Below are 18868 nucleotides of genomic sequence, written 5' to 3' on the forward strand. Positions count from 1 at the left end.
CATTTCCGTTCTCCCGGGTGTCGCTGCGCTCGACCCAGGCTACGGTGTCGGTTGAGCGTGAGGCGAGGCTTACACCAGATGCCGCATGCGCACGGCCGCATCGACCAACATGCGCTCTGTGCCCTCCCAACCGAGGCAACCATCGGTGATCGACACGCCGTAGCGCAGTTCGCCGCCGAGGCTCTGGGCGCCGTCGAACAGGTGGCTTTCGATCATCACCGCGCGCAGGGCGCCGTCGCCGTCCAGGCGCTGGTCGAGCACGCTGCGCAGCACTTCGGGCTGGCGCAGCGGGTTCTTGCCGCTGTTGGCGTGGCTGCAGTCGACCATGATCCGTGGCGTGATGCCTTGGCGCTCCAGCTCGGCGCGCGCGGTGGCGATGCTGGCGGCGTCGTAGTTCGGCGCGCCATGGCCGCCGCGCAGTACCAGGTGGGTGTCCGGGTTGCCCTGGGTCTGTACCAAGGCCGGGTGGCCGTGGCCATCGACGCCAAAGTGCTGATGGGCATGGGCCGCCGAGCGCATGGCGTCGCAGGCGATGCCGAGGCTGCCATCGGTGCCGTTCTTGAAGCCCACCGGCATCTCCAGGCCGCTGACCAGCTCGCGGTGCACTTGCGACTCGCTGGTGCGTGCACCAATCGCCGCCCAGCCGAGCAGGTCGTCGAAGTAGCCCGCCACCAGCGGCTGCAGGATCTCGCTGGCCAGTGGCAGGCCCAGCTCCAGCAGACGCAGCATCAGTTGCCGCGAGCGACGCAGGCCTTCGCCCATATCGCCGCTGCCATCCAGCGCCGGATCGTATACCAGGCCCTTCCAGCCCACCGTGGTGCGCGGTTTTTCGACGTAGGCGCGCATCACCAGCAGCAGGCGATCACCCACCCGTTGGCTGAGGGCGGCCAGGCGCTCGGCGTATTCGAGTACGGCGGTATCGTCGTGCAGGGAGCAGGGGCCGACCACCACCAGCAGGCGCGGGTCGTGGCCATCAAGAATGGCGCGGATCGAGTGGCGCTGTTGCTGCACCTGGCGCGCGAGGGCGGCAGAAAGTGGCAGCGCTTCGCGCAACTGGCTGGCGCTGGGCAGGGGCGAGGTCTGGCGACGGGCAGGCGTGGCGACCAGGTGCAGGTCGACGGATTTGGCGGTGGAGCGGGCATTAGCGGCTACGGACATGTTGGTTTCCTCGGCCGGCGCGGACGTTACCGCGCGCGGCGCACTATCTGATTCGATGGGGTGTTCGCATAAGTGATTGGCCGGTGCGGCCGCCGGTAAATCGCCAGTCGTAGCGGTAATAGGATTGGTAGGTGGTGTATGCGGTCATGGTGAAATCCTCTGTGAAAATCTGTGTGCCAGAAAAAACAAAACCCCCGGTCGGGAGGCCGACCGGGGGTTTCGAGAAACTGTCTGGTGGCGACCCTGAGTGCTAGGGCGCCTGTGGGGTATCAGGCGCGCATGCGGCTAAACCAATACCCATAAAAATACGCAGCCGCTGCCACCACCAATACCTGGGCACGCGCAACCGCACTGCTCAGGGCAGCGAGGCGGGTGATCAGGAATAGGGTGCTGTGGGACATGGTTAACTCCGTGCGATGGCCAGACGTTACTGCATCGCGCCTGGCGGATCAAGCCACGCGCCGCAGCCAGATGCCGCGCTGCTTGTTACCATGGCCGCCTGCGTACTGGTGGACCCTTGCATGAGCGACATGACCCATTTTCCCCTGGCGGCCGTGGTTGCGGCTGACGACCTCAAGCTGGCGCTGTGCCTGGCGGCCATCGACCCGGCGATTGGCGGCGTGCTGATCGAAGGCCCGCGCGGCATGGCCAAATCGACCCTGGCCCGTGGCCTGGCCGACCTGCTCGATGGCGGGCGCTTCGTCACCCTGCCGCTGGGCGCGAGTGAGGAACGCATCGTCGGCACCCTGGACCTGGACGCCGCGCTGGGCGAGGGCCGCGCGCAGTTCTCGCCCGGTCTGCTGGCCCGCGCCGATGGCGGCGTGCTCTATGTGGATGAAGTCAATCTGCTGCCCGATCACCTGGTCGACCTGCTGCTCGATGCGGCGGCCAGCGGGGTTAACCATGTCGAGCGCGACGGCATTTCCCATCGCCACGCCGCGCGCTTTGTGCTGATTGGCACCATGAACGCCGAGGAAGGCGAGCTGCGCCCGCAACTGCTCGACCGCTTCGGCCTCAACCTGGCCCTGGATGCGCAACCGCAACCGGCCCAGCGCGCTGAAATCGTTCGCCGCCGTTTGGCCTTCGATGCCGACCCGCAAGCGTTTCTCGAGCGCTGGCAGGGCGAGCAGACCGAGTTGCACGAGCGCTGTCAGCGCGCCCGTCAGAGCCTGGCGGCGATCCCCCTGGATGACGCGGCCCTGGAGCAGATCAGCCAGCGCTGCTTCGCCGCCGCTGTCGATGGTTTGCGCGCCGACCTGGTCTGGCTGCGCGCCGCCCGCGCCCATGCTGCCTGGCGCGGCGCTGCATGTATTGAACCTGTGGATATCGACGCGGTGGCCGAGTTCGTTCTGCGTCACCGGCGCCGGCACACTCCGCCGCCGGCTGCGCAACCGCCACAAAACCAGCCCGAATCGCCGCCCAGCCATAACGCGCCTAGCGAGCAGCCGCAAGGCGAAGGCCAGTGGGGCGAGTTGCCCGCCCAGGCGCAAAGCCCAGGCCCTCGGCGTGAACCGCCGCGCTGGACAAAAAAGCCCTAGGCATCCGCCCGCGCAAAGCCCCAGGCGCGGATGCCCGGGCCGTTCCCGGAACCCTGGGCGGTGGTCGCAGCGGTGCCAGTCGCAGTGGTGCGGCTGGGCGTATCGACTGGCCGGCGAGCCTGCTTAAAGGCCGCCCGCGCAATCGTCAGGATCTCGTGCTGCGCCCCCGCAGCGCCAAGCCTGCGCAGCTGTGGCTGGTGATCGTTGATGCCTCGGCCTCGACCCGCCGCCACGGTGCCTTGAGCAAGGCCAAAGGGTTGCTTAGCGAAGTCTTCGAGCAGGCCCGCCGCCAGCGCGCACGCCTGGCCGTGCTGCACGCCACCGGGCGCCAGGCACAGTGGCTGTGGCAAGGGCAAAAAGCCTCCCAGGCGTTGCAGCACTGGCTGAATGAGCTGGGAGCGGGGGGCGGCACGCCGCTGTTCGACGCCTTGCAGCAAGCCGCCGATTGGCAAGCGCGGCGTCAGCGCCTGCGCCCGGCCGAGCGCCAGCGCGTGCTGATCATCACCGACGGCCGCTTGCGCGCCTGGCCCGCCCTGGCCCCCAGCGCCTGCCCGGCAGTGCTGGTGGATATCGAAAGCGCACCGATCCGCCTCGGCCGTGCCCGCCAGTTGGCGGACGAGCTGGGCGCCGACTATCACCACATCGACGAACTCCCACCCGGTAGAAGCCCGCTTGCGGGCGAGCCAGTGGACCGCACATTGATCGCCGGCAAGCCGGCTCCTACGGGTCTTTAGTTGTCTGGAGAATTGAATGAAAACCCTGCTGCTGGTCGGCATTGGCGCCGGCGACCCGGACTACATCACCCAACAGGCGATCAAGGCCCTGCGCCGTAGCGACGTGATATTCCTGCTCGACAAAGGCCCGGCCAAACACAAGCTCAACGCCCTGCGTCGGGAAATCTGCGCGCGTTTTCTCGATGGCCACAGCCCACGTTTCGCCGAAGCGCAGCAACCGGAGCGCGAACGCGATGCCGCCGACTACCGTGCCAGCGTCGATGAGCTGAACCGCGACAAACAGGCGGTGTTCGAGCAACTGATCGATGAGCAGATGAGCCACGGCGAAGTCGCCGCCTTGATGGTCTGGGGCGACCCCTCGCTGTACGACAGCAGCATCCGCATCGTCGAAGGCATTGTCGCCACACGGCGCGACTTCGATTATGAGGTGATCCCCGGCATCACCAGCCTGCAAGCCCTTACCGCACGCCACCGCATCCCGCTCAACCGCATCGGCCGCGCCGTGGAAATCACCACCGGCCGCCTGCTCGCCGACGGCTGGCCGCAAGGCGTGGACAGCGTCGCGGTAATGCTTGATGCCAAAGATACCTACCGCCGCTTTGTCGGCCACGGCCTGCATATCTACTGGGGCGCCTACGTCGGCACTGCTGATGAAATCCTGATTGCGGGTCCGTTGGATGAAGTGGCCGAACGGATTGCCAGTACCCGTGCCGAGGCGCGGGAGAGGAATGGGTGGATTATGGACAGCTACCTGCTGCGCAAAGACGGTAAGGGGTGAGGCAGTAGCAGCGATACCTGGCAACCTTGGCATTGCGCAAAGCTAGGCAGAGTGCCTACACTTTGGCCATGAAAGCGCTCTTTCTAGAAACCACCACGTTTACTGCTACCGTGGCTGATTACCTGACGGATGAGCAGTATCGCGAGCTACAGGCAGCGATGTTGGGCAACCCCTTGGCGGGTGATGTCATGCCGCGTACGGGTGGGTTTCGCAAGCTGCGCTGGACGGACAGTCGGCGTGCCAAGGGCAAACGCGGCGGGTTGCGCGTCATCTACTACTGGCTGTTGGGTGATGGCCAGTTCTGGATGTTCGCCATCTACGACAAGGACGAACTGGAAAACCTGACCGCCGAACAGGAAAGAGCCCTGAAGCACGCCATCACCCAAGAGCTGAAAGCGCGAGGTGCCCCATGAAAAAACGTGATCTGTTTGCCGAGATGATCCAGGGCGTGGCGCAGATGGCTGCCCATCGTGAGGGCAAGATCACCCTGCGCACCTCGACCCTGGAAGACAAGCCTGCGCCCGAGGTGTCGGCCGCGGAAATCGTCGCACTGCGCAAGAAACTGCGTATGTCGCAGGCGGTATTTGCACGACGCATCCGTACCAGCACCGAGACACTGCGTAACTGGGAACAGCAAAAATCCAAGCCCAACACCCAGGCTGCACTGCTGATCAAACTGGTCGAGCAGTACCCGGATATGGTGGAGCGGCTGGAGGCGGTGTGACGCCCAGGTGAGCCCCGGCTACCCGCGGGCGAAGTGGTCGAACTGCTGGCTTCACTCCAGGCAAAACGATGCCGGTTTTTCGGCAATGTCTGGCCGCTCTTCGCCGATCTATTGTCCGTATACGAAGCCTGTCCTCTGTTGTTCCTGCACACGATGAGCGCGGATACATAGGCAAAGTAAGGCCTCTGCTCATTGGATTGATTGGGTACACAGCCTTGGCGCAAGTTTTGCGAGGGATGGTCCTGTCATTAACGTGCCGGAGGCATGGTTTCGATGAGAGTTGATACAGGAATAAGCTACCCATACGTGAGTCAGCGCCAGCAGGCTTTATCCGCCGATCATTCAGTCGCGACGTCCTTTTCGGCCCCGCTGACTGCCCCGCAGGCCGGCGCTACCAATCAGAATAATTTCACCAGCATGACCCGTCAGGAAATGCGTGACTGGGTCAACACGCAAATCAGCAGCGGGGAAATGTCACTCGACGACAGCCGGCCTTTTATGGCGATGACCATGAAAATTTCGGTAGACAGCCTTGGCGGCGAGATGCCGGCCGAAAGCGATGCAACGCGGTACGACTTCACGCAGAAGATTCGTGATGGCATCGAGGGCGCGCAGTCACGCAATGACGAAACGACGTTGAAGATGCTGGAGTCTGCCATGCAAATCATCCAGCGGTCTCAGGGGCAGGCCACAAGGGTTGATGTGCGGGCCTAGGAGAAACGGAGATAAATGTAGCCGGTGGATAACCCGTATAGCGGTTTTGCTCGATTGACTCTTCAGGCTATTGGCTTATTTCAGAAATAACTAAAAGTAAAATAACGATAAACACAGCTATAAAAATAAAGCCAACCAAAATAGGTAGTGATTTCAGATAGCTGTTGTTTTCGGGGAATCTGCCAAACGTAATTACTCTAAGTATCCCAAGGCCAATTCGATACATAACGGTACTTAAAATAAAATCTACTATGAAATCCATAAAAGTCCCGTGGGTAATCAGCGAGTGTGTTCCCTAGGGCGTAGGGTGGAAACCGCACAGCGTTTTCCACCACCCCGGCGGCTTACAACCAACTCCACGAAACCCCCGTATACACCCCAAACCCTTCCCCCGGTGTGGAGCGCGCGGCGTCCGTACCATTGTCGTCATACGCCGGCGTAACGGTCGCCGCATAACGCTTGTTGGTCAGGTTGCGCAGGTCGAGCCAGGTTTGCCAGTCGTCCTTCGGTGATGCGTAGCCGAGGGTGGCGCCGAAGGTGACGTAGGCATCGGCGTAGTAGGAGTTGGCGTAGTCCACCGCCACCTTGGAGGCGTACTGGGTGTTGAGGCCGGCGTAGAAGCCGCTGGGGAAGTCATGGCGCAGTTCGGCCTGGTAGGTGTGGCGCGGCAGGCCGGGCAGGCGGTTGTCGCCGAATTGGTCGTCATCGCGGTAGTGGAAGTCACTGAAGGTGTAGGCCTGGCGCAGGCTCAGGGTGCCGGCGGTGCTTTGCCAGAGTGGGCTGCTTAGGCCGGCTTCGATGCCTTGGTGGATGGTCGGGCTGGCGTTGGATTCGGCGACCACGTTGGTCTCAATCTCTACGGCTAGCAGCTCGTGGCGCACCTGCGAGTAGTAGTAGGCCAGGTCCCATTGGCCGATGGCCGCATCGCCCCGGGCGCCGACCTCGAAGGTGGTGGCGGTCTGGTTATCCAGGCTGACGGCAGCGCGCTGGCGACCACTCCAGGGCTGATTGCTGGCCGGGAAACGCAGCGGCGAGCCCCAGAGCATCGACCAGGCATGGGGCGGTTCTACCGAACGGCTGAGATTGCCGTAGACCTGCACCTGCGGGTTGAGCCGATAACGCAGGCCGATACGCGGTGCGTAGTCCCAGGTGTGCTCGCTGATGCGCTCGGCGTTGCTCGGCCAGGTCACTTCGGCTTCGCGGCGGGTGTAGATCAGCGCCAGGCCGGTGGTCAGCCACAGGTCGGGGGCCAGTTCCAGGTCGTTGCTGGCGTGCAGCACGTTGTCCGAGCCCTGGTGGATATAGTCGCGCGTTTGGGTGCCGGCGGGGTAGGCGGTGGTTGGACCTCCGCTCGGGCCGACGCTGATTGGCTGGTAGGTTGTCTCCCGCGATTTTGTACTGGGCAGGTTGACCGTGCTGCGCCAGCCGATGGTGGTGTTGCTGTCCAGACCGAACAGGCTGTGCTGTCGCTTGTAGGTGAGGCTGCCGCTGACGTCGCTGTAGTCGACGCGGATGCGGTAGTTACTCTCCTTCAGGTCCATGGGGTAGTGATGGTAGGCCAGGCCGACTTCCAGGCTGCTGGCGTCGTCCAGTTGCAGGGTGGTTTTGTTCGCCAGCCAGGTGCTGCCGGGCTGGTCGCGCTGGGCGTCGATGCTGCGGTTGAAGGCGCTGGCCTGGCGCGGGTCGTCCTTGAGCTGGGCTTTGGTCAGGCGGCCGGGTGTTTCGTGCTCAGTCTCGCGGTAGCGCAGGTAAAAGCGCGTCTCCAGATTCTCGTTGAGGCGATAGCCGAAGTTGGCGGTCACGCCCTTGCCTTTACCCGACGCGTGATCCTGATAGCCGTCGGTATGGCTGTCGGTGAGGGCGAGGTAGTAGTCGAAATCGCCCAATACCTGGCCCGAGCTGATGCTGCGCTTCTGGTAGCCGTGGCTGCCGGCCTCGTAACGCAGTTGCAGTTTGGCCGCGTTGTAGCCGGTGCGGCTGATGTAGTCCACCGCGCCACCCAGGGCCAGGGCGCCGCGCTCAAAGCCGTTGGCACCGCGCAGCACCTCGGCGCGACTTATCCACAGGGGCTCCAGCAACTCATAGGGCGTACCGCCGGAGCCAGTCAGCGGCAAGCCGTCGAGCAGCACATGGGTGCCGGAGGCATGGGCGCCGGGGCCACGGTTGATCCCCGAGCCGCGGATGCTGACCTTCACCCCCTCGTTGCCCGGCGACTGAGCAAAAACCCCCGGCTGGTAAGCCAGCACATCGGCTACGCCGGCCACCCGGCCCTGCGCGACCTTGTCCATATCCACCACATTACTGGCGCCGGGCACCTGTTGCAGGGCTGCCTGTGCCTTGGCTGCCTCGTCCTGTTGCCCAGCGGTGACCTGCATGGCGTCGAGCTGCAACGGCTCTTCGGCGGCCAGCGCGTAGGGTGTGGCGGCGCAGGCCAGCAGCAATGGGGCCAGGCGCATGGGGCGGTTGGGTAATGGCAAAGAGGGCATGGTCAGGTCCGGTAAGCGGGTGTCGGCAGGATGGCTGTGTGATGAGGCGTGCGGGGGATTGGTCACCGCTGCGGCATGGCGGGCGATCAGTCGGGCAGCGTTACCGGCTTACGCCGCAGCGCGACGATGCCCACCTGCATGCCGAACAATTTGAACACGCTGTTGAGGGTGTCGACGGTCGGGTTGGCGGCGTCCTGCTCAAGCAAGCGCAGGGTACGCATGGAGAGTTTGCACATCAGGGCAAAGTTGGCTTGGTTGAGCCCGGTGACCTGGGTCCGCAGCCGGCGAATGGCTTCGCCGAAGGTGATGGATCCGTCCGCCAGTTGCTGGCGAATGTCCTCTAGCACGGTCTCGCGGTCTTGCATTGGCTTGCTCACATCAATCCCCAGCGGCGCAGTGTTTCGTCCAGGCGGTTCAGCACAATGGCGGGGGCCTTCCAGGTTTCTTGCGGGAGCCCCAGGTCGGTCAGCAGGTCGGGTAGTGCCCGCAGCAACTGGGCGTCCTCGTGCAAACGCGCCAACAGCCACTCCGGCTCAGCCCTGTGTGCCAGGCGTGCGCAGGCCGCTTGCCAATCAACCGTGTTCAAGCGCTCGATAGCGGCCGGCCATTTGCTGGTTCGCACAATCCCCTCAGGGTCCATCACCATCGGCGCCAGGTCGTAGATCGGGGCAAAGCGGATGCGCTCGTGGGTGCGCAGGATGGATAGGTTGCGGCCATGGTTGTCGGTGTTGCCGAGGATCTGGTTGATCAGATCCCGGCGCAGGTATTCGCTGACCATGGCGGGTATTTCATCCGCCTGGCCCGCGGCGGCCCAGGTATCTGCCAGGCGGTCGACGACGGCGAGATGGTCCATGCGACTTCCCGCACGGGTGACCCCGCACAGGGAATAGATGGACTCGACGGCGGTGCGTTCTACGCCATGGGGCGTCACCTGACGGTCAAAACGTGGCATCCACAGGCTGGGTTTTTCGGCCACTTCGTAGGCCAGGCCATCGCTGGCAATGGTGTCGATGCCCAGTTGGCCCAGTGCCCGGTAGTAGCAGTATTCGCTGTGCAAAATGTTCCGGTCTGTTGCGCCTGCAGCGTTGCGCGGGAACTTGATAAACCAGTGCCGGCGCACCTGCGCGTCCGGCAGTACGGCATCGGGATACAGATGCCCGTCGCCATCCTCGACCAGCAGCAGTTTCGGCGCCTCACCGCCAGCACCCGTGGCCCCGCCAATCGCTGCACCGCGTTCGTGGGCATAGTCGAGAAAGTGCGTATCGCGGCGAATAACTTCCTCACGGGGGAAGCCGATCACCTCGCCTTGGGCGAGGATGCCGTCGACAGATTCCTTGACCCGCAGATGGCCAATGGGCGCAGCACAGCAGCGCTGCAGCAGAAAGAATTCCTCAATGCTATCCAGCGGCACGGCCATTCTGGCCAGAATGTGCCGCCGCGCAGCCCCTGCGGGAATGATGTCATGCAGAAAGGCCGGCGCCAGGTCGCGGCGAACGTCCCAGGACAGGGGGAAGTCCGCGCTGATTGCCGGTGCTGTCACGCTGCCCATCTGCGCAATCAGCCCGGCCAGATACTCAGTGACATAGCTGGCGCTGCAACGGCTGCGCAGCCCGTGCTGCGGCTCGTCAAAACGCACCAGCATGGCATCGCGCCACTGGCCATCCAGATGGGCTTGCAGGGTGATCGATTCCATCGCGTGATCGGCACTAAAATGCCGCACTCCCGGTAAAGGCTTAAGCTGATGGGAACTATAGTGCCTATTTTTGCGGCTAGTAAGCTATTTATGGGTATTTTAATGCCGCTAATCCGGTGTAGGTGGTGCCGGTGCGCAGAATAGCCCCGGCGCCCTGCCGGCACACACCGCACCGTGCGCAGATGTACAAGCAGCATGCGCGGCTTGTGGGTAGCTATTTACGGAGCAAGAACGGTGGCGTTTGACGTTATTGAGGGGCAAGCACAGCGTTACTCACCCTACAGCGCCATCAAATCCGCGTAGGGTGGAAAACCGCGCAGCGTTTTCCACCATGGTTATCCGGGTTGCTTGCTTTGAATCGGCGCGCGCTTTTCATACGTCTGCGTGGAGTGCGTCGGTCTATGTTGTGCAGGACCAGGCACGACGCTCAGCCAAGGCCAGCGCTGCTGATAAGAGGCAGCTTTTTCTATAAACAGGGCTTCATGTGGGGTTAGTGGGTTCATGGTGAGCGTCCCTTCATACATGAGGTGAAGGCCGTTTGGCGCATAGACCTCACAAGCATTGATACCCACGCATGTTCCCGGAATCAAAAAGCGACTGATGCCTTCCTTAGCACTGCTCAAGGGTGCGTAGGGGTGGCCGAAATGCTCTTCGTACCAGCAATGAACCCTCGCTTGATTGGCAACTTCCACAGTGATGCATAAGTCTTTCAACACCATTTCTACGTGGCGTTGCATGGCAGCTTTCAGCTGCCTCGCTGAGGTCTGATGGGTCGAAGTAAAAGAAATCGTAGTCTTTGATCTTGCTCTCGGGGGGATGCCCGGAAAGCACGTTCCATACAGTTTGAAAGAGGCATCCGGCGACTAACCAGCCATCTATCAGATTCAATGCATCCCACCGCTCAATGATGTGTGCGTTGTTTCTATTTTGCAGTACATCGGCGATGAATTTTTCTTGCATGTTGATCTAACCGTTGGCTCATAAGTGGGCGTTAACACGCAGGGTCGGGCCATGCTGGGTGAGCGTAATGATCCCAGGCTCGCTCACCTTACCCCTGTGGATAACTCCTCGGCGTATACACCCACTCCCCACCCTCGGCACGCGGGAAGCGACACGTCTGGCTGGAGCCGATAATCACCAGGGTGCGCATATCGACCATCTCTGGCATCAATTCGCCGAGGGTAAGCGAAGGATTGGTCACCTGTATGGCTAGTGTTGCGCTGCTTCAGGGCTATGGATAGCGATCGGTTACACAGTCACGATGTGGATTAAGGAAGGCTTCCCAAAAAGCACGACAGATTGAGCGACATTTTTTATTGAAGCGCGACATTTTCCGCGACATATTGGTGTCGCGCTTTTTGTCGTGCTCTTGCCGCGCGTGACAATCGGCAGTCGATTGCTTTGCCCAAGGACCTGTCATGGCCAATTCCCGTCTGGACAACCAACTCAATGCCATCGAAGCACTAATCGCCGAGCGGCGCGATGGTATCGGTATTGCCGAGCTGGAGCGGTGTTTGGCCCAGCGTCTGTCCCTGACCCTGAATCGGCGTACCTTGCAGCGCCGATTGGAAAACCTGCTCGCGCAGCAGCGCATCCTGTCCAGCGGTGAAAGTGTTGCCCTGGTTTATCAGCCGCCGCAGCTCGGCTCTGGTGCAGCGCCGAGCGCAGTGGCGATCGGTGACTACGCTGACTTGGAACTCTATGTGCCCGTCTCCGCTGAGGGTGCAGCGATCCGCGATCAGGTACGCCGCCCCTTAATGCATCGCCGCCCGGTGGGCTACCAGCACGCGTTCCTTGAGCGCTACGAACCAGGGGTGAGCTTCTATTTGCCGGAGTCGCTGCGTGCGCAGCTGCATGAGATTGGGCGCACCGCACAGGCCGCGCGACCTGCCGGCACCTATGCCAGGGATATCTACAATCGGCTGCTGGTGGATCTGTCCTGGGCATCATCGCGTCTGGAGGGCAACACCTACAGCCGTCTGGATACGCAGAACCTGATCGAACTCGGACAGGTGGCGCAGGGCAAGGATGCCCAGGAAACCCAGATGATCCTCAACCACAAAGCCGCCATCGAGATGCTGATCGAGGATGTGGAGCAGGTCGATTTCAACCCGTTCACCTTCCAGAACCTGCATGCCATCCTGGCGGAAAACCTGATGGCCGATGAAGAGGCTTGCGGACGCTTGCGCCGCCGCCCGGTGGAAATCTCCGCCACCGTATTTCAGCCCCTGGCGTTACCCCAGGTATTGGAAGACTGCTTTATTGAGCTGCTGCACAAGGCGACGGCCATTGCCGATCCCTTTGAGCAGGCATTTTTCCTGATGGTGCAGCTGCCCTATTTGCAGCCATTCGAGGACGTCAACAAACGGGTATCGCGTATCGGCGCGAACATCCCGTTGATCCGTCATAACCTCTGCCCGCTGTCCTTTATCGATGTGCCAGAGCGCGCCTATGTGGAAGGCATTCTGGGTGTCTATGAGCTAAACCGCATCGAGTTGCTGCGCGACATATTTGTCTGGGCCTACGAGCGCTCATGCCAACGCTACCTGGCCATCAGCCAGAGCATGAGCGACCCCGACCCGCTGCGAATTCGCTACCGCACGGCGCTGATCGAGGCCGTGCAATGGGTGGTCAAACAGCGTTTGGCGCCCAGCGCTGAAGTGATCAGGCAACTGGCCCAGGACAAGGCGGCAGCAGAAGATCGGGATGCTTTCGCGCAACTGTTGAGCAATGCGCTTAAGCATCTGCACGAAGGCAGCGTGGCCCGTTATCGGCTTAGGCATTCGGAGTTTCTGGTTTGGCAACCGATTAGGGATAGGGTGGAGGTTGGTGGTGGGGGTCAATAAGCCACCTTTACCTGCGTAAGTAGCAAAATATAGGCGTGTATAGCTAAATTCACTATATTTACCTATGCTTTGCTAGAGATCAGTAGAGGCAAAAAATATGGATCCGTACCGCAACCCTTTTGCGCCAGGTGCAGGAAGTAGACCGCCTGAACTAGCGGGGCGCGATGCGACCCTTGAGGCCGCAAGGATCTCATGTGGCCGCGCCATTAAGGGGCGGAGCGCCCGTTCAATCATGCTCCTCGGCTTGAGGGGGACCGGGAAGACAGTCCTGCTTAATGAAATAGGGAAAATTGCACAGGAAGAAGGCCTTCTGGTTTCTAAGGTGGAGTCTCCAGAACGTGAAAGCCTTGCGCGTCTTCTCTACCCTGAAATGCGTAAGGTCATGCGCTCGCTTTCGGGCATCCAGGCAGCTAAGCAAATCGCCAATCGTGGATTGAAGGGCCTGCGCAGTTTTGCCTCAATCTTCAAGATTGATATTGCGGGTGTTGAAGTTGGCGTGGAGCCGGAGCCAGGTCTCGCTGATAGCGGGGACCTTCAGTACGATCTTCCGGACCTTTTTGATGTAATTGGTCGGGCAGCACAAGCCGCAGGTAAGGGGTGGATTCTTCTAATTGACGAGGTGCAGTACCTTTCCGAAGCAGATCTATCAGCACTCATCGTTTCCATCCACCGTATGTCTCAGGAAGGCCTCCCGGTACTTCTTGTCGGTGCGGGTCTTCCACAAGTCGCGCGGCTCGCAGGCGAAGCAAAGTCCTATGCAGAGCGGCTTTTTCTTTACCCGGCAATTGGTGCTCTCGATCAACCGTCTGCTATTCAAGCTGTTGAAAAACCAATTGTGGATGAGCAAGCCACTATTGAACCGACAGCACTCGGCGAAATCGTCGACCGCACACGCGGTTATCCCTTTTTCCTCCAAGAATGGGCCTCCATAGCTTGGAACAATGCCGAGGGCCCAGAAATTACCCTTGATGACGTGAGCCAATCCTATGCCGAGACTTTAGCGTCACTTGATGCAGGTTTCTTCAGGGTTCGTATTGATCGGCTGACAAAGTCAGAGGTTCAGTTCGTGAAAACCATGTCGGAATTGGGCGATGGTCCTTATGCAATGGCTGATATCGCCAAAGCAATGGGGCGAACCCAGTCATCGCTTGGGCCCACTCGGGCTAACATTATTTCTAAGGGTATGATCTACAGTACGGATCACGGCTATCTAAACTTTACTGTCCCCCTTTTCGCGGAATATATGCGACGGCAGGGGTGAGCTTTGCAGGAGGGTTCAGCATATCGATTCCCATACTGTGCTCGGCCCATCATCTGTGAACCACCAAACCCTGATGGATATCACAGGCTCAACCATCCTACCCCTGTGGATAACTCCGCGGCGTATACACCCACTCGCCGCCCTCAGCCCTCGGAAAGCGGCAGGTCTGGCTGGAGCCGATAATTACCAGAGTGCGCATATCGACCATCTCTGGAGTGAGTTCGCCGAGGGTAAGGGTGCGCAGGGTTTCGCCGGGGCGGCCGATGTCGCGGCCGAGGACCACCAGGGTTTCTGGGGTGCGTTGCTGGCGGACGATATCCAGCGCGCTGCCGAGTTGCCAGGGGCGGGCTTTGGAGATGGGGTTGTAGAAGGCCATCACCAGGTCGGCGGCGGCGGCGTGTTCTAGGCGCTTTTCGATAATGGCCCAGGGCTTGAGGTTGTCGGAGAGGGAGATCAGACAGAAGTCGTGGCCCAAGGGCGCGCCAGCCTTGGCGGCGGTGGCCAGCGCCGCTGAGACGCCGGGGAATATCTGCAAGTCGACGCGCTGCCATTCGGCGTCGGTCGATTTGTGCAGGGCTTCCAGCACGGCGGCGGCCATGGCAAAGACGCCGGGGTCGCCGGAGGACACCACAACCACGCGCCGACCGCTGGCGGCCAGCTCGAAGGCATGGCGGGCGCGCTGCATTTCCTCGCGGTTATCGGTGCAATGGCGCACCTGCTCCGGGCGCAGTGGGCCGGCCATCTTGATATAGGTTTCGTAGCCGAGCAGATCCTGCGCCTCGTCCAGCGCCTGGCGCGCGGCGGGCACCATAAACTCAGCAGCACCGGGGCCGAGGCCGATCACCGTCAGGCGACCACGGGGGCGACCGAGTTGCGTGGTGTCGATGGGATCAGTGGCCAACAGCAGGCGCAGATTGGCGTGCTGGCTATGCACTGGCGGTAATTGCGTGGCGTCGTCGATAAAGCGCAGCGGCAATTTGAGCTGGGCGGCGGCGTTGTGCAGTTCGGCGTTGGCCATCAATGCTGGGGCGGCCAGCAGGCAGGCCAGGCTGTGTGGGGCCAGGTTGCTGGCATGCAGCGCCTGCTGCAGTTCGCCAAGCAAATCGGCGTTGGCCTGTTCGACCCAAACGGCCACCTGCTGCGGGTGGATCAGCAGCTCATCGGCATTGGCCGCGCGGCGGTGCGGGCTGATGTGGATAACCCGGTTGGCCTGGTTATCCACAGGCAGTTTGGCTTGGGCCAGCCAGGGCGCGTCGCCCTCGATCCGCACCGCCTGGCCGCCGAGCAGGTCGCTGACAAAGCCTTTGCCGTGCTCAAGATCGGCCAGCACATAGCCGGCCGGCGGCTCCAGCAGGCAGGTGCCAAAGCGCAGTTCACCGCTGGTGGTTATTGCTGCGTTGACGCCCAGGTGCGCCGCCAGCTCCCGCGCCATCCGGTTGACCCCGCCGAGGCCGCCGAGCAGCGGCACCACGACGCTGCCATCTTCGGCCACGGCCAGCACCGGCGGCTCGCTGTCTTTCTCACCCAGTACAGCGGCCAGGCTGCGAATCACGATGCCAGCGGCGCACAGCACGATCAGCGGCGTACCGGCGCGGTAGAGCGCGCGCATGGTGTCGCCGAAGTCTTCATAAGTCCGCTCAACGTCCGTCACCCGGCTGTGCAGGCCGTGGATCTCGGCCTGTGGGTAAAGTGCCTGGATGCGCCGTGCGCAGGGCAGGGCGGAGGGGCCGAGGATGATGATGGCGGGGGAGTGGTTCATGCGGGTTCCATCTGTGCCGTGTGTAGGTTGGGTAGGGTGGATGACGCTTTCTTCATCCACCGTCGTGGTTGGTGGATGGGTGAAGCGTCATCCACCCTACGGGTCTGTCGCGGCTAAAGCCCCTCCCACGGGTTGTTTGCAGTTTGCTAACCGCGCCACTTTTCGCCGGGGATAACGATCATCGAGAAGTACGGCGAGGACATCGGCTCCACTTCATCCAGCGGCACGATGCGTTGGTTGCCCATGGTCGCGCGCTCGACGTAATGGGCGCGGCCGTCGATGCCCAGCTCTTGCAGCACGCGGCGGACCTTCTCGAAGTTACGCCCCAGCTTCATCACCACGGCGGCTTCGGCGTCGTGCAGGCGTTGTTTGAGTTCGGCTTCGGGCAGCACGCCGGAAAGCACGCTCAAGCTCTGGTTGCGGTACACCAGCGGGGTGCCGAGCACCGAGGCGCAGCCGAGCATAGAGCACACACCAGGCACCACCTCCACCTGGTACTGCGCGGCCAGGCGGTCGTGCAGGTACATATAGGAGCCGTAGAAGAACGGGTCGCCTTCGCAGATCACCGCCACATCGTGGCCGGCGTCGAGCTGGGCGGCGATCTGCACCGCGCAGGTGTCGTAGAAGTCGCTGATCACATCTTCATAGCTCAGCGGCGCGGCGAGTTTTTCCGTGGTCACCGGGTAGACCAGCGGCATGCGCAGCTGGGCGTCTGTGAGGTGCTGTTCGATAATGCCGAAGGCGTTGCCGCCGTGGCCCTTGTTGGCTTTGGCCTTGGCCACGAAGTAGCCGACCACAGCGGCCGACTGCAGCAGGCGCAGGGCCTTGAGGGTGATCAGCTCAGGGTCGCCGGGGCCAACACCGATGCCGAGCAGACGGCCTTTTTGTACCGTCATCACTCCACCTCCGTGGCCAGGGCGTTGACCGCCGCCACCGCCATGGCGCTACCGCCACGGCGGCCACGCACGATCACATAGGGCACGCCACGGCTGTCGGCAGCGAGAGCGTCCTTGGATTCCGCCGCGCCGATAAAGCCCACCGGCATGCCGATGATCAGCGCCGGTTTCGGTGCGCCGGCGTCGAGCATTTCCAGCAGATAGAACAGCGCGGTGGGCGCGTTGCCGATCACCACCACGCTGCCCTCCAGGTGCTCGCGCCAGTGTTCCAGCGCCGCTGCCGAGCGGGTGTTGCCCAACTCGCGGGCCAGCGCGTGGACATCGGCATTGTGCAGGGTGCAGATCACCGGGTTGTTCGCGGCCAGGCGCGGGCGGGTGATGCCTTCGGCGACCATTCGCGCATCACAGAGAATCGGCGCGCCCTTGGCCAGCGCGGCGCGGCCTGCGGCACCGGCACCGGGGGAGAAGCGCAAATCCTGCACCACATCGACCATGCCGCAGGCATGGATCACGCGCACGGCGAGCTTTTCCAGATCGGCCGGGATGGCACTGAGGTCGGCCTCGGCGCGGATGGTGGCGAAGGATTGGCGGTAGATTTCCTGACCGTCGCGGATGTACTCAAGCATCGCTGTTTCCTGTTGCGCAGTGGGTGGCGAACCAGTCGCCGGCCTCATCGATCGTTATGGCGTCGGCCAACAGCTGGCCGAAACCCGGTTGCTGCGGCGTGCGTTGATAGAGCTGGTAGTGGCCGGCGCTGCTGGCCAGCAAGGTAAAAGGCGCGACATGCGCAGCGGCGCAAGAGCGTGGGCAGGCACTCAGGTGCACCTGCGGCCTGGCGGTGCTGGTACGCAGGCGCTCGGCCAGGCGCAGGGCATCAGCCTTGCTGTCACTCAGGCCCTTGGCGCAGGCCGCTGAGCCGGTGCAGGCGATCAGTTGGCTGAGGGGCTCCTGGGCATCGGTCAGCAGGCCGAGGTCGGCCAGTTTTTTAACCAGCGCCTCTGCCGACTGCTCGGGGATATTCGGCAACAGCAGGCCCTGCCAGGGCGTCAGGCGCAGGCTGGCATCACCGTACTGCTCGGCCAGCTCGGCCACCGCACGCAATTGCCCGGCGTCGATCCGCCCCAGGCGTGCGCCGGCGGCGACCATGCACAGGCCGATTTGCTGCTGTGGATAAGTGCCCATAGGGGCGCGCTGACTGGCCGGTGCGCGTTGCCAGGTGGGCGGCGGTGCTTGCACGGCAAAGGGCAGGCGCGCTTGCAGCTGCTGCAGCAATTGGGGTGCAGGGAGTGCGCTGAGCAGCTGGCGCATACGGTTGTGCTCATTGCCCGCCAACTGGAGAAACAGCATCAACAGGTGTTCCACCAGCGCAACGGCCTGCTCGCCGTCGACCACGCCCAGCGGCGTGTCAGTCGGGCAGCCGGCCAGACCAAAGGCCAATCGTGCGGGCGTACCGGGTAGGGCGCTGAGCCAGATATCGTGGGGGTGTTCGCGCATCGCCAGGGCTTCGCCGCCGTCGAGCTGAAGGGCGAACTTAGCCGACAGCCCATGCAGCGCCGGGGTGTTTTGCAGCAGGTCGAGCAGCGCGGCGGCCAGCGGGCGGGTGTCGAGCAGGGCCTGGGGGTCGAGGCCGGCAGCGGGGCTCAGGAGCAGGTTGCGCACGTCATCAGCGGCGGGGTTGCTGGGGCCAAGATCGGCGGCCAGCAGGCGCTCGATCAACGCATCCTGCTGCTCGGCCAAGACGCCACGAATCTGCAGATTGCTGCGGTTGGTCAGCTCCAGCACGCCGCTGGCGCAGCGCTCGGCCGCCTCGGCAATCGCGCGGGCCTGCTGGCTGCTGAGCACACCACCTGCCAGCTTGACCCGACAGATGCCGCCGTCCAGCGCCTGAACGATACGCAGCAGGCCGGGGCACGCCGATACCGATTTTTCGGAGCGTGGGGCAGGCAAATCGACGGTGGTTGGACGGTCGCGCACAGTAATCACCAAACAAAGGCGCGGCGACCGGACCAGCGAAATCCGCCCACAGGGGGATTTCATGGCATCGGTACACCCCGCCCGATGTTGGCACTCGCGACTAGCGTCGTCGGCAGGTCTCCTGGCTGACAGGTCATCATCTGGCGCGGCCTTCCCGGTTTCCCAGTGGCACAGTGGCGGCAGACTCGCTGTTTACAGTTGCGGGGGCAGCTCGGTCACGATCAGCGGATCGCTCCGGATTCCCTCTTAGGCCCCCGCACCATGGCGGTGGGCACCGACGAAGCCTGTATTATGCCCGCTTTGTTCG

18 protein-coding genes, 2 pseudogenes and 1 riboswitch are annotated in these 18868 nt (G+C 62.6%); of the genes and pseudogenes, 8 read left to right on the forward strand and 12 right to left on the reverse strand.

Annotation, left to right across the window (positions count from 1 at the left end; all coding sequences use genetic code 11):
• Positions 1–69: 69 nt before the first annotated feature.
• Together BMW49_RS16095 and BMW49_RS25350 are read right to left on the reverse strand one after the other, a co-directional pair.
• On the reverse strand, positions 70–1158 hold the full coding sequence (locus BMW49_RS16095) for a 3-deoxy-7-phosphoheptulonate synthase (protein WP_069519411.1): 1089 nt from the start codon (positions 1156–1158) through the stop codon (positions 70–72).
• A gap of 269 nt (positions 1159–1427) precedes the next feature.
• A complete protein-coding gene (locus BMW49_RS25350; RefSeq protein WP_256540660.1) occupies positions 1428–1559 on the reverse strand; it encodes a hypothetical protein in 132 nt (43 codons plus the stop codon).
• A gap of 120 nt (positions 1560–1679) precedes the next feature.
• Between BMW49_RS25350 and BMW49_RS16100 the strand changes: the two genes are divergently transcribed.
• From BMW49_RS16100 to BMW49_RS16125, 6 genes are all read left to right on the forward strand, one after another.
• The gene (locus BMW49_RS16100; protein ID WP_069519448.1) at positions 1680–2696 is read left to right on the forward strand and encodes a magnesium chelatase ATPase subunit I; all 1017 of its coding nucleotides are present in this window, start codon (positions 1680–1682) and stop codon (positions 2694–2696) included.
• A gap of 2 nt (positions 2697–2698) precedes the next feature.
• The gene (locus BMW49_RS16105; RefSeq protein ID WP_083251758.1) at positions 2699–3430 is read left to right on the forward strand and encodes a vWA domain-containing protein; all 732 of its coding nucleotides are present in this window, start codon (positions 2699–2701) and stop codon (positions 3428–3430) included.
• Positions 3431–3446: 16 nt separating this feature from the next.
• Positions 3447–4208, forward strand: a complete 762-nt coding sequence (cobF, locus tag BMW49_RS16110; protein ID WP_069519413.1) for a precorrin-6A synthase (deacetylating) — start codon at positions 3447–3449, stop codon at positions 4206–4208.
• A gap of 68 nt (positions 4209–4276) precedes the next feature.
• A complete protein-coding gene (locus BMW49_RS16115; RefSeq protein ID WP_069519414.1) occupies positions 4277–4621 on the forward strand; it encodes a toxin in 345 nt (114 codons plus the stop codon).
• Complete coding sequence (locus BMW49_RS16120) at positions 4618–4932, forward strand: helix-turn-helix domain-containing protein (protein WP_069519415.1); 315 nt, start codon at positions 4618–4620, stop codon at positions 4930–4932. The genes BMW49_RS16115 and BMW49_RS16120 overlap by 4 nt, the downstream gene beginning before the upstream one ends.
• Positions 4933–5238: 306 nt before the next feature.
• A complete protein-coding gene (locus tag BMW49_RS16125) occupies positions 5239–5646 on the forward strand; it encodes a hypothetical protein (protein WP_208600974.1) in 408 nt (135 codons plus the stop codon).
• Between the two features lie 344 nt (positions 5647–5990).
• Here the strand turns inward: BMW49_RS16125 and BMW49_RS16130 are convergent, their stop codons facing one another.
• The 6 genes and pseudogenes from BMW49_RS16130 to BMW49_RS25165 all read right to left on the reverse strand — a co-directional run.
• Positions 5991–8132 (reverse strand): TonB-dependent receptor family protein, encoded by a 2142-nt coding sequence (locus BMW49_RS16130; protein ID WP_069519417.1) that lies wholly within the window; start codon positions 8130–8132, stop codon positions 5991–5993.
• Positions 8133–8218: 86 nt separating this feature from the next.
• Positions 8219–8497 (reverse strand): helix-turn-helix transcriptional regulator, encoded by a 279-nt coding sequence (locus BMW49_RS16135; protein WP_170829055.1) that lies wholly within the window; start codon positions 8495–8497, stop codon positions 8219–8221.
• A gap of 8 nt (positions 8498–8505) precedes the next feature.
• Positions 8506–9825 carry a type II toxin-antitoxin system HipA family toxin gene (locus BMW49_RS16140; protein WP_069519419.1) on the reverse strand — a complete coding sequence of 440 codons (1320 nt, stop codon included), beginning with the start codon at positions 9823–9825 and terminating at the stop codon, positions 8506–8508.
• A gap of 335 nt (positions 9826–10160) precedes the next feature.
• The gene (locus BMW49_RS25155; RefSeq protein WP_244168359.1) at positions 10161–10562 is read right to left on the reverse strand and encodes a nucleotidyltransferase family protein; all 402 of its coding nucleotides are present in this window, start codon (positions 10560–10562) and stop codon (positions 10161–10163) included.
• 58 nt (positions 10563–10620) lie between these two features.
• Positions 10621–10785 (reverse strand): annotated as a pseudogene (locus BMW49_RS25160) (nucleotidyltransferase family protein); the annotation flags it as partial.
• 88 nt (positions 10786–10873) lie between these two features.
• A pseudogene (locus BMW49_RS25165) lies at positions 10874–11008 on the reverse strand (hypothetical protein); the annotation flags it as partial.
• A gap of 235 nt (positions 11009–11243) precedes the next feature.
• Here BMW49_RS25165 and BMW49_RS16150 point away from each other — a divergent pair.
• Both BMW49_RS16150 and BMW49_RS16155 read left to right on the forward strand, forming a co-directional pair.
• Entirely contained in the window at positions 11244–12671 is a 1428-nt protein-coding gene (locus tag BMW49_RS16150) for a Fic family protein (protein WP_069519420.1), read from the forward strand.
• A 97-nt stretch (positions 12672–12768) separates the two neighbouring features.
• Positions 12769–13932 (forward strand): ATP-binding protein, encoded by a 1164-nt coding sequence (locus tag BMW49_RS16155; RefSeq protein ID WP_069519421.1) that lies wholly within the window; start codon positions 12769–12771, stop codon positions 13930–13932.
• A gap of 97 nt (positions 13933–14029) precedes the next feature.
• Here BMW49_RS16155 and cobJ read toward each other — a convergent pair whose 3' ends face one another.
• The 4 genes from cobJ to cobG all read right to left on the reverse strand — a co-directional run bounded on the left by cobJ (position 14030) and on the right by cobG (position 18561).
• Positions 14030–15691 carry a precorrin-3B C(17)-methyltransferase gene (gene cobJ, locus BMW49_RS16160; protein WP_069519422.1) on the reverse strand — a complete coding sequence of 554 codons (1662 nt, stop codon included), beginning with the start codon at positions 15689–15691 and terminating at the stop codon, positions 14030–14032.
• A gap of 146 nt (positions 15692–15837) precedes the next feature.
• Positions 15838–16590, reverse strand: a complete 753-nt coding sequence (locus BMW49_RS16165; protein ID WP_090391002.1) for a precorrin-2 C(20)-methyltransferase — start codon at positions 16588–16590, stop codon at positions 15838–15840.
• The gene (locus BMW49_RS16170; RefSeq protein WP_069519424.1) at positions 16587–17213 is read right to left on the reverse strand and encodes a precorrin-8X methylmutase; all 627 of its coding nucleotides are present in this window, start codon (positions 17211–17213) and stop codon (positions 16587–16589) included. The genes BMW49_RS16165 and BMW49_RS16170 overlap by 4 nt, the downstream gene beginning before the upstream one ends.
• Complete coding sequence (cobG, locus tag BMW49_RS16175; protein WP_069519425.1) at positions 17206–18561, reverse strand: precorrin-3B synthase; 1356 nt, start codon at positions 18559–18561, stop codon at positions 17206–17208. The genes BMW49_RS16170 and cobG overlap by 8 nt, the downstream gene beginning before the upstream one ends.
• Positions 18562–18655: 94 nt before the next feature.
• A riboswitch (cobalamin riboswitch) is annotated at positions 18656–18855 on the reverse strand.
• Positions 18856–18868 lie beyond the last annotated feature (13 nt).

Origin of the sequence: Pseudomonas cuatrocienegasensis (assembly GCF_900110925.1) — a bacterium.
Classification (GTDB): Bacteria; Pseudomonadota; Gammaproteobacteria; order Pseudomonadales; family Pseudomonadaceae; genus Aquipseudomonas; species Aquipseudomonas cuatrocienegasensis.